Source organism: Aurantimonas sp. Leaf443, assembly GCF_001425575.1.
Lineage (GTDB): Bacteria > Pseudomonadota > Alphaproteobacteria > Rhizobiales > Rhizobiaceae > Leaf443.
In genome coordinates, this window is record NZ_LMRD01000009.1 from 226,112 (window position 1) to 240,169 (window position 14,058).

The 14,058-nt window shown below is 68.5% G+C and carries 15 protein-coding genes and 1 tRNA gene; 5 read left to right on the forward strand and 11 right to left on the reverse strand.

Annotation, left to right across the window (positions count from 1 at the left end):
* Positions 1-8 precede the first annotated feature (8 nt).
* Positions 9-839 (reverse strand): aldo/keto reductase, encoded by an 831-nt coding sequence (locus ASG48_RS14535; RefSeq protein ID WP_055851231.1) that lies wholly within the window; start codon positions 837-839, stop codon positions 9-11.
* 96 nt (positions 840-935) lie between these two features.
* Here ASG48_RS14535 and ASG48_RS14540 point away from each other — a divergent pair, with 96 nt between their 5' ends.
* Positions 936-1,934, forward strand: coding sequence for a heparan-alpha-glucosaminide N-acetyltransferase (locus tag ASG48_RS14540; protein ID WP_055851235.1), 999 nt, complete (start codon positions 936-938; stop codon positions 1,932-1,934).
* A 66-nt stretch (positions 1,935-2,000) separates the two neighbouring features.
* On the opposite strand, the gene ASG48_RS14545 is transcribed toward ASG48_RS14540, so the two are convergent.
* The 4 genes from ASG48_RS14545 to ASG48_RS18385 form a co-directional block, all read right to left on the reverse strand.
* On the reverse strand, positions 2,001-2,402 hold the full coding sequence (locus tag ASG48_RS14545) for a MerR family DNA-binding transcriptional regulator (RefSeq protein WP_055851238.1): 402 nt from the start codon (positions 2,400-2,402) through the stop codon (positions 2,001-2,003).
* An 89-nt stretch (positions 2,403-2,491) separates the two neighbouring features.
* The gene (gene mgtE, locus ASG48_RS14550) at positions 2,492-3,901 is read right to left on the reverse strand and encodes a magnesium transporter (protein ID WP_055851241.1); all 1,410 of its coding nucleotides are present in this window, start codon (positions 3,899-3,901) and stop codon (positions 2,492-2,494) included.
* A 361-nt stretch (positions 3,902-4,262) separates the two neighbouring features.
* A tRNA-Leu gene (locus tag ASG48_RS14555) sits at positions 4,263-4,347 on the reverse strand.
* The gene (locus tag ASG48_RS18385; RefSeq protein ID WP_156381617.1) at positions 4,326-4,547 is read right to left on the reverse strand and encodes a hypothetical protein; all 222 of its coding nucleotides are present in this window, start codon (positions 4,545-4,547) and stop codon (positions 4,326-4,328) included. The genes ASG48_RS14555 and ASG48_RS18385 overlap by 22 nt, the downstream gene beginning before the upstream one ends.
* A gap of 49 nt (positions 4,548-4,596) precedes the next feature.
* Between ASG48_RS18385 and lipB the strand changes: the two genes are divergently transcribed.
* The 4 genes from lipB (at position 4,597) to ASG48_RS14575 (ending at position 7,493) form a co-directional block, all read left to right on the forward strand.
* On the forward strand, positions 4,597-5,274 hold the full coding sequence (gene lipB / locus ASG48_RS14560; protein ID WP_055851243.1) for a lipoyl(octanoyl) transferase LipB: 678 nt from the start codon (positions 4,597-4,599) through the stop codon (positions 5,272-5,274).
* A 59-nt stretch (positions 5,275-5,333) separates the two neighbouring features.
* Positions 5,334-5,795, forward strand: coding sequence for a YaiI/YqxD family protein (locus ASG48_RS14565; RefSeq protein WP_055851399.1), 462 nt, complete (start codon positions 5,334-5,336; stop codon positions 5,793-5,795).
* A 94-nt stretch (positions 5,796-5,889) separates the two neighbouring features.
* A complete protein-coding gene (locus ASG48_RS14570) occupies positions 5,890-6,711 on the forward strand; it encodes a cytochrome b/b6 domain-containing protein (protein ID WP_055851245.1) in 822 nt (273 codons plus the stop codon).
* Positions 6,711-7,493: a molybdopterin-dependent oxidoreductase gene (locus tag ASG48_RS14575; RefSeq protein ID WP_055851248.1), complete on the forward strand. Its 783-nt coding sequence runs from the start codon at positions 6,711-6,713 to the stop codon at positions 7,491-7,493. The genes ASG48_RS14570 and ASG48_RS14575 overlap by 1 nt, the downstream gene beginning before the upstream one ends.
* 4 nt (positions 7,494-7,497) lie before the next feature.
* On the opposite strand, the gene ASG48_RS14580 is transcribed toward ASG48_RS14575, so the two are convergent.
* From ASG48_RS14580 to ASG48_RS14605, 6 genes are all read right to left on the reverse strand, one after another.
* Positions 7,498-8,220, reverse strand: a complete 723-nt coding sequence (locus ASG48_RS14580) for an ATP12 family protein (protein WP_055851250.1) — start codon at positions 8,218-8,220, stop codon at positions 7,498-7,500.
* Positions 8,217-8,945 carry an HAD-IA family hydrolase gene (locus tag ASG48_RS14585; protein WP_055851253.1) on the reverse strand — a complete coding sequence of 243 codons (729 nt, stop codon included), beginning with the start codon at positions 8,943-8,945 and terminating at the stop codon, positions 8,217-8,219. Before ASG48_RS14585 ends, ASG48_RS14580 begins: the two co-directional genes overlap by 4 nt.
* On the reverse strand, positions 8,945-9,931 hold the full coding sequence (locus tag ASG48_RS14590; protein ID WP_055851256.1) for an RluA family pseudouridine synthase: 987 nt from the start codon (positions 9,929-9,931) through the stop codon (positions 8,945-8,947). The genes ASG48_RS14585 and ASG48_RS14590 overlap by 1 nt, the downstream gene beginning before the upstream one ends.
* A gap of 39 nt (positions 9,932-9,970) precedes the next feature.
* A complete protein-coding gene (gene crcB / locus ASG48_RS14595; protein ID WP_055851259.1) occupies positions 9,971-10,348 on the reverse strand; it encodes a fluoride efflux transporter CrcB in 378 nt (125 codons plus the stop codon).
* A gap of 64 nt (positions 10,349-10,412) precedes the next feature.
* Positions 10,413-11,795 (reverse strand): replication-associated recombination protein A, encoded by a 1,383-nt coding sequence (locus tag ASG48_RS14600; RefSeq protein WP_055851260.1) that lies wholly within the window; start codon positions 11,793-11,795, stop codon positions 10,413-10,415.
* A 1-nt stretch (position 11,796) separates the two neighbouring features.
* The gene (locus ASG48_RS14605) at positions 11,797-13,296 is read right to left on the reverse strand and encodes a Do family serine endopeptidase (protein WP_244486909.1); all 1,500 of its coding nucleotides are present in this window, start codon (positions 13,294-13,296) and stop codon (positions 11,797-11,799) included.
* Positions 13,297-14,058 lie beyond the last annotated feature (762 nt).

Here is a 14,058-nt window from a genome sequence, read left to right on the forward strand (position 1 = left end):
GGCCGCCGTCAGATGCGGTCCCAGTTCGGCGCGAAGGCGGGATCGACGAGGCGCTGGCGCTTGGTCGTCAGCGCGGTGATCGCCTTGTGCTCCTCTTCCGTGAGTTCGAAGTCGAAGACGTCGAGATTCTCCTTCAGCCGGGCCGGGTTGGACGTGCGCGGGATCGCGCCCACGATGTCCTGCTCGAGCTCCCAGCGCAGCACGATCTGTGCGGGCGTGCGACCGCGCGTCGCCGCGATGCCGGCGATGACGGGATGGGCGAGCAGCTCGCCGCCCTGGCCGATCGGGGAATAGGCGATCATCGCCATTCCGTGCCGGCGGCAGGCGCCGAGGATGCTCTCCTGGCTGAGGAAGGGATGGTACTCGACCTGATTGCAGGCGAGCGGGGCCGGCGAGAGCGCGGCCGCCTCGTCCAGCATCGGGGCGGTGAAGTTGGCGACGCCGATCGCCCGCGTCAGGCCCTGCTCCAGCGCGGCGTTCAAAGCCTCGATGGTCTCCTCCAGGGGCACGTCGCGATTCGGCCAATGGATCAGGAGAAGGTCCACCGGGCCGAGACCGATCGCATCCACCGCCGCCCTGGCGCTGTCGGCGAAGGCCTCGGCGGAAAGATCGGTCCACCAGACCTTCGTCGTCAGGAAGATTTCGCCGCGATCGATGCCGCTTGCGGCGATCCCCTTTCCGACTTCGGCCTCGTTGCCGTACATGCGGGCCGTGTCGATATGCCGATATCCGTCCTCGATCCCTTGCGCGACGAGGCGAACGCATGTCTCGTCCTTCAGCGTGTAGGTTCCGAGCCCGAGGGCGGGAATGCGGGCGCCATTGGCTTCGATGATCTTCATGAACTGCCTTTCGAGCGGATCGCCGACCGAGTGTCGCGGCGGCCTCGCCGCTTCAGATAGGCGAAACCGCCGCCTTTCCAGCACCCGAGCCCCGTCTTGACCCCATCGTCACCCGAACCCGGCCGCCGCCGCATCGAGATCGTGGACATCGCGCGCGGTGTCGCGCTCCTGGCCATGGCGATCTTCCACTTCGCCTGGGACCTCGAACATTTCGGCTATCTCGAACACGGCACGACCGGGCATGGCGGCTGGGCGATCTTCGCGCGCTCCATCGCCTCGAGCTTCCTCTTTCTCGTCGGCGTCGGGCTCGTGCTCGCCCATGGCGACGGCATCCGCCGGCGGCCCTTCCTCAAGCGCCTGCTGCAGATCCTGGCCGCGGCCGCGGCCGTCACCGTCGCCACCTATGTCGCCACGCCGGAGAGTTTCGTCTATTTCGGCATCCTGCAGCAGATCGCGGTGGCGAGCGTCCTCGGGCTGGCCTTCCTGCGCCTGCCGCCGGCGCTCACCGCCGCCGTGGCGGTCGCCGTGCTCGCCCTGCCCTTCGCCTATCGGAACGCGGCCTTCGACCCGGCCTGGCTGAACTGGATCGGGCTCCATGTCACGGCGCCGATCACCAACGACTTCGTGCCGATCTTTCCGTTCACGGCCGCCGTCCTCCTCGGCATCGCGGCGGCGCGTCTGGCCCGGGCGCGAGGCTGGTTCGAGCGGCTGGCGCTTCTGAACGACCGCCTGCAACCCCTCTCGGCGCTCGGCTGGCTCGGACGGCGCTCGCTTCTCTTCTATCTTATCCACCAGCCGATCCTTTACGGCATCGTCCTCGGCGTCTCGCTCGTGGCGCCGCCGGACCTTCGCCCGGTCTTCCAGGCCGACTGCGCCAGACAATGCCTGATCGACCGCGACCCGGCCTTCTGCACCCGCTATTGCGGCTGCCTGCAGGAAAGGCTCACGGCACAGGCCCTTTTCGACACGGTGATGCGCGGCACAGCGGATCAGGCGCAGATGAGCGCGATCGGGGAGACCGTCCAGCTTTGCTCGGCGCGGTCCGTCGATCCCGCTTCGGGAAATCAGGCCTCAGGGTCGCAGGCCCCGCGATGAGGAGCGCTGGGCGATAACGCGAGAGACGGGCAGGCCCATCATCCCCCTGTCCCCCCGCGGCCGCGCCTATCCCTCGCGCGCCGTCGTGGCGATGCCGAGTTCCGCCATGCGCGTGAGGCAGGCCTCTTCGGCGCTGTCGAGCTCCAGGAGCAGCTCGTCGATGTCGCGCCGTTTCTGCTCGAGCTCGCGGCGCTTCTCGCCGACGCGCCGCACGATGGCCCGCAGCTGGCCCGCCTCGCCCGGCGGGCTGCGATACATGTTCATGATCTCGCGGATGTCGGCGATGGAGAAGCCGAGCCGCTTGCCGCGCAGGATGTTCTTCAGGAGCTGCCGGTCGGAATGGCGGAACAGCCGCGTGCGCCCGCGCCGGATCGGAGAGATCAGCCCCTCGTCCTCGTAGAAGCGGATCGTGCGCGTCGAGATGTCGAACTCCCGCGTCAGCTCCGTGATCGTGTAGTAGTCGCGCATGAGGCAGGGGTCCGTCGGCTTCGGTCCGGATCGGACAACCGTCTCGAAGCCAGATTTACGTAAAAGTCAATTGTAGTCGCAGGATAGAGTCAACCGAGGCCGAACCACCAGGTCGCGAGGCCCAGAAAACTAAGGAAGCCGAAGACATCGGTCATCGTTGTCACGAAGACGCCGGAGGAAATGGCGGGATCGGCGCCGAATCGGTGCAGCACGAGCGGGATCATGATGCCCGAAAGCGCCGCGACGATCATGTTGATGATCATCGCGCAGGCGATGACGCCGCCGAGCTGCGGATTGGACGTGACGAAGCTCGCCACGATGCCGAGAAGGATCGCGAAGGTCAGCCCGTTGACCAGACCGACCAGCACCTCGCGGCGGATGATGCGTCCGGCATTGTAGAGGTCGATGTCGCGCGTCGCGAGCGCGCGCACGGTCACCGTCATGGTCTGCGTGCCCGCATTGCCGCCCATGGAGGCGACGATGGGCATGAGGGCGGCGAGCGCGACCATCTTCTCGATCGTCTCGTCGAAGAAGCTGATGACGGAGGCCGCGAGGAAGGCCGTCATCAGGTTGACGAGCAGCCAGCCGATGCGCGACCGGGTGGCCGTCAGCACCGTATCGGAAATCTCCTCGTCGCCGACGCCGCCGAGGCGCTTGAGATCCTCTTCCGCCTCCTGCTGCACGATGTCGATCACGTCGTCGATCGTCAGGATGCCGACGAGACGCTCGTTCGTATCGACGACCGCGGCCGAGAGAAGATCGTACTGCTCGATGATCTGCGCCGCCTCTTCCTGGTCCATCTCGGCCGGGATCGCGTGGCGCGTCTCGTGCATGATGTCCTCGACCTTGGTCGGGCGCTTGGTGCGCAGGATCTTGTCGAGATCGACGGTGCCGAGGAGCTTGAAGGTGGGATCGACGACGAAGACCTGCGCGAAGCTCTCGGGCAGGTCCTCGTCCTCGCGCATGTAGTCGATCGTCTGGCCGACCGTCCAATAGGGCGGCACGGCGACGAACTCGGTCTGCATGCGGCGGCCGGCCGACTCTTCGGGATATTCCAGCGAGCGACGAAGGCGGATGCGTTCGCGGAACGGCAGTTTCTCGAGGATGACCCGCCGGTCGTCCTCGTCGAGATCCTCGAGAATGTAGACCGCGTCGTCCGAATCGAGTTCGCGCAGCGCCTCGGCCACCTGTTCGGGCGGCATGGCCTCGACGATCGACAGGCGGATCGCCTCGTCGACCTCGGTGAGCGCGGTATAGTCGAAAGCCTCGCCCATGAGGCGCACGAGCGACTGGCGGCGCTCGGGCTCCAGCGTCTCCAGAATGTCGCCGAGTTCCGATTCGTGCAGCGGCTCGATCTCGGCGCGCAGCGCCTCGGCATCCTGCGAATCGATCGCGGCCTCGACGCGCTCCAGGAAGGGCGCGGCGATGAAGCCGTCCTCGTTGTAGAGATCTTCCGATTCGGGAGCGGGCGTGTCGGTGCGGGTCTGCGCGTCGATCATCGTCGCCTCCTGCCCTTCGGGTCGATCGAGAGGAAGTCGGCCGCCAGGGCCGGTCGGTTGCGCGCGTCGCGCCGGTCCGCCGGGGCGGATCGGGTCGGACGTCGTCGGTTCTCGGCAAAACGGCTGTGCGATGCTTTCGAAGGGAGGCATGGCGCGACCGCAGGAGCGGTCTTAGGACAGAACGATTCCAGTTCAAAGCGCAAACGCGCGCGTGCCGGCCTTGCGGGCCGCGCATGGAACGCCGAAAATCCAGGCGCTTCGCCCCAAACCGCGAAAGGCGGTGGAGCTGCACGACAAACCGCTGCGTCACTCAGGGCCAAGGGCCCCGGACGAGCAAAAGATGAGGAGGGAGAGGAAAGGCTGGTGCGGTCGAGAAGACTCGAACTTCCACGGGTTGCCCCACAGCGACCTCAACGCTGCGCGTCTACCAATTCCGCCACGACCGCACGCCGTGTCCGAAGGGCTCGTCGCCGTTCGGTGACGGGCATGTAACAAGACTGCCGGAGTCGCACAAGCCCTTTCGCGCGGCGTTGTCGCAGTTCTTCGGCCCGCCCTGCCCAACCCCGTGAAACCGGCCGTTTTCGTGCTGTTTCGGGCGGCGCCGCACCATTTCTTCCGGGCGCTGCGAGGAGTAGAAGCGTTCCATGGACGATCCTTCTTCCCCTTCCCGCCTCGAAACACGCGTCGAGCGATTCTTGGCCGGCGATCGCGAGACGCGCGTGGAATGGATCCAGCGCGACGGGCTGACCGACTACCCGACCGCCCTCGCCCTGATGGAGGAGCGCGTCTCCGCGATCGCCGAAGGCCGGGCGAGCGAGGCGGTACTCCTCGTCGAGCACCCGCCGCTCTACACGGCGGGCACGCGCGCGAAGGCGCAGGATCTCGTGGATGCGGCGCGCTTTCCCGTCTTCGATGCGGGGCGCGGCGGCGAATACACCTATCACGGCCCCGGCCAGCGCGTGGCCTACGTGATGCTGGATCTGAGGCGCCGGCGGCAGGACATCCGCGCCTTCGTGGCGGCGCTCGAGGCCTGGATCATCGGCACGCTGTCGGATTTCCAGGTCAAGGGCGAGCGCCGCGAGGACCGGGTCGGCGTCTGGGTGCGCCGGCCGGAGCGGGCGCCCGGCCCGGACGGCGAGACGGCCGAGGACAAGATCGCCGCCATCGGCATCCGCCTGCGCCGCTGGGTGACGTTTCACGGAATAGCGCTGAACGTCGATCCCGATCTCGGCCATTTCGCCGGCATCGTGCCCTGCGGCATCCGCGGCCACGGCGTCACCAGCCTCGCCGATCTCGGCATTCTCGTCTCGCTGCCGGAAGTCGACACGGTCCTGCGCCGCCGCTTCGAGGCGGTATTCGGACCGACGGCCTGACGCATGTCCGCACGATCGCGCCGTCGCGCCATTCGCCGCGAAGACCATCAGAGGAAAGTCTGCCGATGCGCCGTGTCCTGATCGATGCCGATGCCTGCCCGGTCAAGGACGAGGCGATCGAGGTCGCCGAACGGCACGGCTGCGGCAGCGTCCTCGTCTCGAACGGCGGCATGCGGCCGTCGCGCTATCCGGGCGCGCGGATCGTGACGGTCGCCGACGGGGCGGACGCCGCGGACGACTGGATCGTGGCCGAGCTCTCGCCCGGCGATGTCGTCGTGACCGCCGACATCCCCCTCGCGGCCCGAACGCTGGAGGCCGGCGGCGCCGCCCTCGGGCCGACGGGCCGCGAGTTCACCGCCGCCGGCATCGGCGAGGCGCTGGCCATGCGCGAATTCTCGCGCCATCTGCGGGAGACGGGCGAGAGCAAGGGCTACAATGCCAGCTTCACCAATGCCGACCGCTCCCGCTTCCGCCAGTCGCTCGACGCCATCCTGCGTCGCGCTCCGCCCACGGGGACGTGATGGGACAAGCCTTGCCGGCACGCCATCCGGCGCGGCACGGATGGCGTAGCGTCGAAGATCGCGACGAAGCGACGGCGACCCACGAGAGGCGAGCGTGACACATAGAGACCTTGAGAGCGGCCCTCTCGTCTACCGCCAGCGCCTGGCGACGCGGCTGACGCATTGGGCCTGGGCGATCTGCCTGTTCTTCCTGCTCCTGTCCGGTCTGCAGATCTTCATGGCGAGGCCCGATCTCTATCTCGGCCAGCAGTCGGGCTTCGAGTTCGACAACACGATCCTGTCGATCGGCGCCGCCTTCGACGGCTCCACCCTCACGGGCCGCACGGTCGTCTTCGGACATGCCTTCGACACGACGGGCTGGCTCGGCGCGGTCTGGAACGCGGACGGCAACCTCGAACGCCGGTCGTTTCCGCAATGGGCGACCATTCCCGGCTATCGCGATCTTGCGACGGGGCGCGTGGTGCATTTCTTCTTCGCCTGGGGCCTCGTCCTCACCCTGGCGATCTGGCTGGCGGCCAGTCTCGTCAACCGCCATATCCGGCAGGACCTCCTGCCCTCGAAGGCCGACCTGAAGGCCCTGCCCCGCGACATCGCGGACCATGCCCGCCTGCGCTTTCGCCACGAGGGCCGTTACAACGTCCTGCAGAAGCTGTCCTATGGCGGCGTCCTCTTCGTCGCGCTGCCGCTGATTATCCTGACGGGCCTCACCATGTCGCCGGGCGTCAACGCCGCGGCGCCCTGGATGCTCGACCTCTTCGGCGGCCGGCAGACCGCGCGCACGCTGCATTTCGGCGTGATGCTCGCCCTTCTCGCCTTTTTCGTCGTCCATGTCGCGATGGTGCTTCTGGCGGGCCCGTTCAACGAGATGCGATCGATCGTCACCGGCTGGTACCGCACCGACCCGGAGTCCGAGTGATGGCGCGCTTCCTTCTCTCCCGCCGCACGCTCCTTACGGGCGCGGCGCTCGGCGCGACGGCGCCGCTCAGCGGGTGCTTCGACTTCCTCGCCGATCGCGACGATCCCGTGCGCAACGTGATGGAGACGGCCAATTCGCTGACCTATCGCGTCCAACGCATGCTGCTGGGGTCGGACGATCTCGCCCGCGAATATCCGGCGAGCGAGATCCGGCAGGGCCAGCGCCCGAACGGTTCCACCGACCCGCAGGACGAGGACTACCGCGCCCTTCTCGACCAGGACTTCGCGCCCTACCGCCTGACGGTGGACGGGCTCGTCGACCGCCCGCTCCGCGTCTCGCTGGACGAGATCCGCGCCATGCCCGCGCGCACGCAGATCACCCGGCACGACTGCGTGGAGGGCTGGAGCTGCATCGCGCAATGGACGGGCACGCCGCTCGGCTACGTCCTCGACCAGGCGATGACGCGTCCCGCCGCCCGCTTCGTCGTCTTCGACTGTTTCGACAGCTACGGCTCGGGGCTCGTCGCGCCGGTGCGCTACTACGAATCGATCGACATCCGGGACGCCCGCCATGCGCAGACGATCCTCGCCTACGGTCTGAACGGGCAAACGCTGCCGGTCGAGAACGGCGCGCCGCTGCGCGTGCGGGTGGAGCGCCAGCTCGGCTACAAGATGGCGAAATACATCCGCGCGATCCACGTCACCGACACGCTCGCGGGCTTCGGCGGCGGCAATGGCGGCTACTGGGAGGACAACGGCTACGAATGGTTCGCCGGAATCTGACCGGTCAGGCCGGCCGCGCCAGAAGCGCCGCCACCTTCATCTCCTCCCAGCGAAACGCCCGGCGGGCGCTCGCCTCGGCGTCCTCGCCCCATTGCTCGATGTTCCAGTCCTCGTCGAGATGGGCGAGCGCCCAGGCCTCGTCCGCCTCCAGCCGCCCTCGGGCGACGGCATAGGCCAGAAGCGCCGAGCCGGTGAGCGTCGTCATCTGGTTCAGCGCGGCGACGCGGAACGGGTCGTCGAAGGCCGCCAGCCGCTCGGCAAAGCGCGCCAGCGTTCTGTCCGGCTGCGCGACATGCATGACGCCGGCAGCCAGCCGGAACGGGCCTCCGAGGTCGCCGCTCGCCCAGTCGAGCACCGGATCCCAGCGCAGCCGCTGGCGTTCCACGAGACGCTCGGGCTCGCTCGCGCGGTAGAAGAGGAGATCGGTCTCGGCGAAGCGCGCGACCTCGTCGCGCACGGGTGCCGGGTCCGGGGCGATGGCGTCGATGACGGTGTTGGCGAGCCGCGTCATCGGCATGGTGGCGGGATCGACCCGCTCGCCCTGCCCGTCCCATTCGCCCCGCGCGATCTCGGCGGCGGTCTCGTGCGGCAGGAGGAAGACGTTGCGGGCCGGCGTGCGCAGCGAGCGGCCGTCGAGCAGAATGGCGAAGCCGCCGTCGCGGGCCTCGATCGCGGCCTTTTCGTAGAAGCGCTTGGGCAGGTCGGGCTGTTGGCTTCGTCCCGTCATGCGGCGTCTCCCTGCCAATCCGCGTCGCCGTCCCTCGCCGAATGCCGCGACCGCGCGTGTCGTCCCTCCAGCCAGGCTTCGATCAGCGCGGCGAGATGATCCACGTCGCAGGCCACGTCGCTCGCGCCGGCCGCGACGAGCGGCTCGGCCGGGTTGGTGCCCCAGGTCACGCCGATCCCCGTCGCGCCCGCATGGACGGCCATCTGCATGTCGAAGATCGCATCGCCGACCACGACGCACTCGCTCGGATGGACGCCGAGCTCGGCGCAGCATTCCTCGACCATGGCGGGATGGGGCTTGGAGGGGCAGTCGTCGGCCGTGCGGACCGACAGGAAGAGCCCGTCCATGCCATGCGCAGCGCAGATGCTGGCGACGCCCCGCCGGCTCTTGCCGGTGACCATGCCGACGAGCACATCGGGCCTTCGGCCGAGGCGCACGACGAGATCCTTCATTCCCGGAAACAGGCTTTCGCGGAAGGCCGGATCGTCGCGCGTGCCGCGAAACGTCTCGCGATAGCCCTCGACGAGCATCGCGATTCCCGCGGCATCGGCGGCCGGGTGCAGCCGCGCCATGGCGTCGCCGAGCGACAGGCCGATGATGGCGCGCGTCGCCGCATCGCCGGGATCGGACAGGCCGCGCGAGACGAAGGTCCGGCGCATCGTCTCGCAGATCAGGCCGCAGCTGTCGGCGATCGTGCCGTCGCAGTCGAACAGGACCGCCCGCATCAGTCGCCCATCTCCGCCTCGTCGAACCCGAAGAGGTTGAAGGTCTGCACCATGTGCGGCGGCAGCGGCGCGACCTGGTCGATCATGCCGCCGGCCGGATTGGGGATGCGGATGCGGCGCGCGTGGAGATGCAGCCGGTTCTGCACGCCGCCCGGAAAGTCCCAGTTCGTGTCGTGCTCGAAATATTTGGGATCGCCGAGGATCGGGTGTCCGATATGGGCGGCATGGACACGCAGCTGGTGCGTGCGGCCCGTATAGGGCTCCATCTCCAGCCAGCAGAAGTTCTGCGCCACCTGATCGATCACCCGGTAGTGCGAGAGCGCGTGGTCGGCGCCCTCGTCGCCGTGCCGCGCGACGCGCATGCGGTCGCCGTCCGGTGTCTGCTCGCGCACGAGATAGGTCGAGATGCGCCCCTCGTGCGGCGCGGGCACGCCCTTGACGATGGCCCAGTAGGTCTTCTGCGTGTCGCGCTCGCGGAAGGCCTTGGTCAGCGCGGTCGCCGCGCCGCGCGTGCGCGCCACGACGAGCACGCCCGACGTGTCGCGGTCCAGCCGATGCACGAGACGCGGCTTCTCGCCCTTGCGGTTGCGCCAGGCTTCCAGCATCGAATCGACATGGCGGTTGACGCCCGAGCCGCCCTGCACGGCGAGGCCCGCCGGCTTGTTGAAGACGTAGACCTTCTCGTCCTCGTAGAGGAGCATCTGCGCCAGAACGTCGCCGTCGCGCTTGTCGCGCATCGTGTTCGGCGTCAGCGGCAGGGGCGCGCCACGGGCGGCGTCGACGCCGACCGGCGGCACGCGGATGGTCTGGCCGGGCTGGATGCGCGTGTCCGTCTTGGCGCGGCCGCCGTCGACGCGCACCTGGCCGGAGCGCAGCAGCTTCTGCAAATGACCGAAGCCGAGGCCCGGATAGTGGATCTTGAACCAGCGATCGAGCCGAAGCCCCGCCTCGTCCTCCTCCACCTTCTTCTGTTCGACCTGCGCCATCGTGCCTTCAGCTTTCCGTCTCAAAGGCGGCTGATAGCATCAGGCGAGCGCGCGTGCGAGGGCGAGACCGGCGAAGAGTGCGGCCAGACCACCCAGCACCGATCCCGAGACGTAGAGAAAGGCCAGCATCGCCTCTCCCCGTTCGTAGAGCACCGCGGCATCGAGGGCGAAGGACGAGAAGGTGGTGAAGCCGCCGAGAATGCCCGTCGCCACGAACAGGCGCAGTTCCGCGCTGGCACCGAAGCGGCGCGCGACGACCTCCACGACGATCCCCATCGCGAAGGCGCCGAGGAGATTCACGGCGACGGTCCCCCAGGGAAAGTTCGGGCCGAACAGCCGAAGAGTCGCGAGATTCGTCAGATGCCGGGCGCCCGAGCCGATGGCACCGCCGAGGGCGACGAGGAGAAGATCGAGCATCGCAATTGTCCGGTTGCGCAGGGTGGAAGTCGCGTCGAGGCGTCGGCACGGGAAACGCGAGGCGTCAGTCCTCGTCCGTCTCGCGCGCCCGCTCCCGCCGAAGGGCGTCCCAGTGCCGCAGCCGCTCGCCGATGCGCATCTCGGCACCGCGTTCGGTCGGCCGATAGAAGACCTGCCGGCCCAGGGCGTCGGGGAAATAGTCCTGACCGGAAAAGGCGTTGGGCTGGTCGTGATCGTAGGCGTAACCGGTGCCGTAGCCCTCTTCCTTCATCAGCTTGGTCGGCGCGTTCAGGATGATCTTGGGCGGCAGCAGCGATCCGTGCTCCTTCGCCGTGCGCAGCGCCGCCTTGTAGGCGGTGTAGACGGCGTTGGATTTGGGCGCGCAGGCGAGATAGACGGCGGCTTCCGCGAGCGCGAGTTCGCCCTCGGGCGAGCCGAGATAATCGTAGGCGTCCTTGGCCGCGAGCGTGATCGCGAGCGCCTGCGGGTCGGCGAGGCCGATATCCTCGGAGGCCATGCGCACGAGACGGCGCCCGAGATAGAGCGGGTCCTCGCCCGCATCGATCATCCGGCACAGCCAGTAGAGCGCGGCGTCCGGATCCGAGCCGCGCACCGACTTGTGCAGGGCCGAGATCAGATTGTAGTGCCCGTCCTGTCCCTTGTCGTAGACCGGCGCGCGGCGCTGCACGACCTCCTGCACGCCCGAAGCGTCGAACACCTCGCCGCGTCGCCCGGCCCGCCAGACTTCCTCGGCAAGCGTCAGCACCGCGCGTCCGTCGCCGTCGGCAAGCCGCAGCAGCACCTGTCGGGCGCCCTCGTCGAGCGGCAATGGGCGGCCCTCGATCTCCTCGGCCCGTTCGAGCAGGCGCTTCAGGCTCTCCTCGCCATGCGGGCGGAAGGTGAGCACGCGCGCCCGCGACAGGAGCGCGGCGTTGAGCTCGAAGGACGGGTTCTCCGTCGTCGCGCCGACGAGGACGACCGTCCCGTCTTCCATCACCGGCAGGAAACTGTCCTGCTGGGCGCGGTTGAAGCGATGGATCTCGTCGACGAAGAGCAGCGTCCGCCGCCCGTTGCCGCGCCGCAGACGCGCCGCCTCGAAGACGCGCTTGAGGTCGGCGACGCCGGAGAAGATCGCGGAAATCTGCTCGAAGGCGTAGTCCACCTCGTTGGCGAGAAGGCGCGCCACGGTGGTCTTGCCCGTGCCGGGCGGGCCCCAGAAGATCATCGACCCGAGGCTGCCGGCTTCCAGCATGCGCGAGAGAAGGCCGCCCTCGCCCGTCAGGTGCTCCTGGCCGACGACCTCGGCGAGCGTTCGCGGCCGGAGCCGGTCGGCGAGCGGCCGCGAGGCGTCGCCCGGAGCCTTGCCGGCGGCAACAGTCTCGCCCGCACCTCGTTCGCCGCGCCCGCCCCTGGAACCGCCGTCCGGCGCGCCGAAGAGATCGGCCATCTCAGCGCACGACCTGGGTGAGGCGCTGGCCGTCGCGCTCGATCTCGAAGCGCCAGCTGCGGGCGCGCTCGACGTCGGCCTGAAGCTCGCGCGTGGACGAGACGGGCGAGCCGTTGAGCGAGACGACGATGTCGCGCGGCCGCAGCCCGAAGCGGGCGGCGTAGCTGCGATCGCCGACCGCCTCCACCACGACGCCGGTCTTCTCCAGCGGCAGGTCCAGTTCCTGCGCGACGCGCGGCGAGAGATTGAGGACGGTCGCGCCGTCGAACGGATGATCGCCCGCAAGCTTGCGCTTGTCGCGCGCGGGCTCTTCCGGCGGCGCCTCCAGCGAGAGCTGAAGCGTGCGCTTCTGCGAGCCGCGCAGAACCTCGAGCGGCGCGCGGGAGCCGACGCCCGCCGCCGCGAGCCGGTAGTCCAGCACGTCAGGATTGTCGACGGGGAAGCCGCCGAGCGAGAGCACGACGTCGCCGATCTCGAGCCCCGCCTTGGCCGCCGGCCCGCTCGCCGTCACCCCATGCACGATGACGCCCGTCGGCCTGTCCAGCCCGAGTGCCTCGGCCATGTCCGGCGTCACGCTGCCGAAGCTGGCACCGACGAAGGGCCGCTCGAAGCGACCGCCCGCCTTGGCCGCCCGCACGAAGCTCGCCACCATGTTGGACGGGATCGCGAAACCGATGCCGTTCGAGCCTCCCGAACGCGAATAGATGGCCGTGTTGATGCCGGCAAGCTTGCCCGCCATGTCGATGAGCGCGCCGCCGGAATTGCCGGGATTGATGGCGGCATCCGTCTGGATGAAGAAGCCGAAATCGTCGACGCCGATATGCGTGCGCGCCAGGGCCGAGACGATGCCGTTGGTCACCGTCTGTCCGATGCCGAACGGATTGCCGATCGCCAGCACGAGATCGCCGATTTCGAGCCGGTCGGAATCGGCGAGCTGGAGCGCCGGGAACGGACCGTCCCCCTTGATGCGCAGGACCGCCAGATCGACCTTGGCATCCTTCAGGAGGATCTCGGTCTCCATCTCGCGTCCGTCGCCGAAGGCGATCTTCACCGTGTCGGCGTCTTCCACCACGTGATTGTTGGTGACGACGAGGCCCGACGGATCGACGATCACGCCGGACCCGAGCGAGGCGGCCATGCGCGGCCTCTGTTCGAACCGGTCCCCGAAGAAGCGGCCGAAGAAGGGATCGTCCGCGAAGGGCGAACGGCGGGTCGGCACGGCGCGCGCCGCATAGACGTTGACGACGGCCGGCGCCGTCGCCTTCACGAGCGGGGCGAAGGTGAGGCTGATCTCGGCGCGGCTCTGCGGCACCCGCCCGGGCGCACCGTCCATCGGCGCGGGCGGCGCCGCGGGCGCGACGGGCACCGGCGGAGGCGGATCGTTCGAGAACAGGTTGCCGATGATTCCGCCGATCCCGCCGCGCTCCTCGCCCAGCGCTGCGCCGCCCGCAAGGGCGGAAGCGACGAGGACGACGGCGACGAGACGGCGCTTTGCGATCATGGCGAAACCCTCGATATGCATCCCGGCGGCACGGGCGGAAGCGGCGCGGCGGCCCTACTACGATCCTCGCAAATCGCATTCGCGCGGTTTCCACCCGAAACCGGCGCCGAACGCGATCGACCGCCGCGTCTTATCGGATTTGCACCGCGCGGCAAAAGCATGGCGCACGGATCGCTCTGCGCGCAGCGCTTCATCCCCTCATCGCGCCGGCACTCCGACCACGCGCATCTGGACGGAAGGCACGAAAAAGGGGGCCGAAGCCCCCTGTCCGTCTGACCTGTCTGCGGGCCCGCTCCTGCCCGCGCCCTCCGTCAGCGCTGGATACGCTCCATGGCGATCGCCTGCTCCGGCAGCTCGGCCGTGGCGTAGCTGGCAGTCATGATGCCGAATGCGGCGCTCGCCGCAAGAAGCGTCAGCAGTGTACGGCGCATGGAAGGTTTATCCGTCTGCGGTTGGGTTATCGTATCATGCATGGCAGTCACTAAATCCGCGTAAACATTGCCGGAGAACGGCAGTCCCCATCTTCGGGTAAGCAATGCCAAGCAACGCAAAAGGTTGCCTCGCTTCCGACGAAATTCGAGGACACCCTTCGGCAAGCGCGATATCGCATGCACGCAAGTCCAACTCTATGGTATTTCTGCAACGGCGGGTGGTTTCAAAGGTTAACGTTCCAGCTTGTGTCGACCTGACCACAGCCGGCGCGTGTCCGCCGGATCAAGCGCGTGCGCTATGTCGCGCAGCCGTGCCGAACCGCCCGATCCG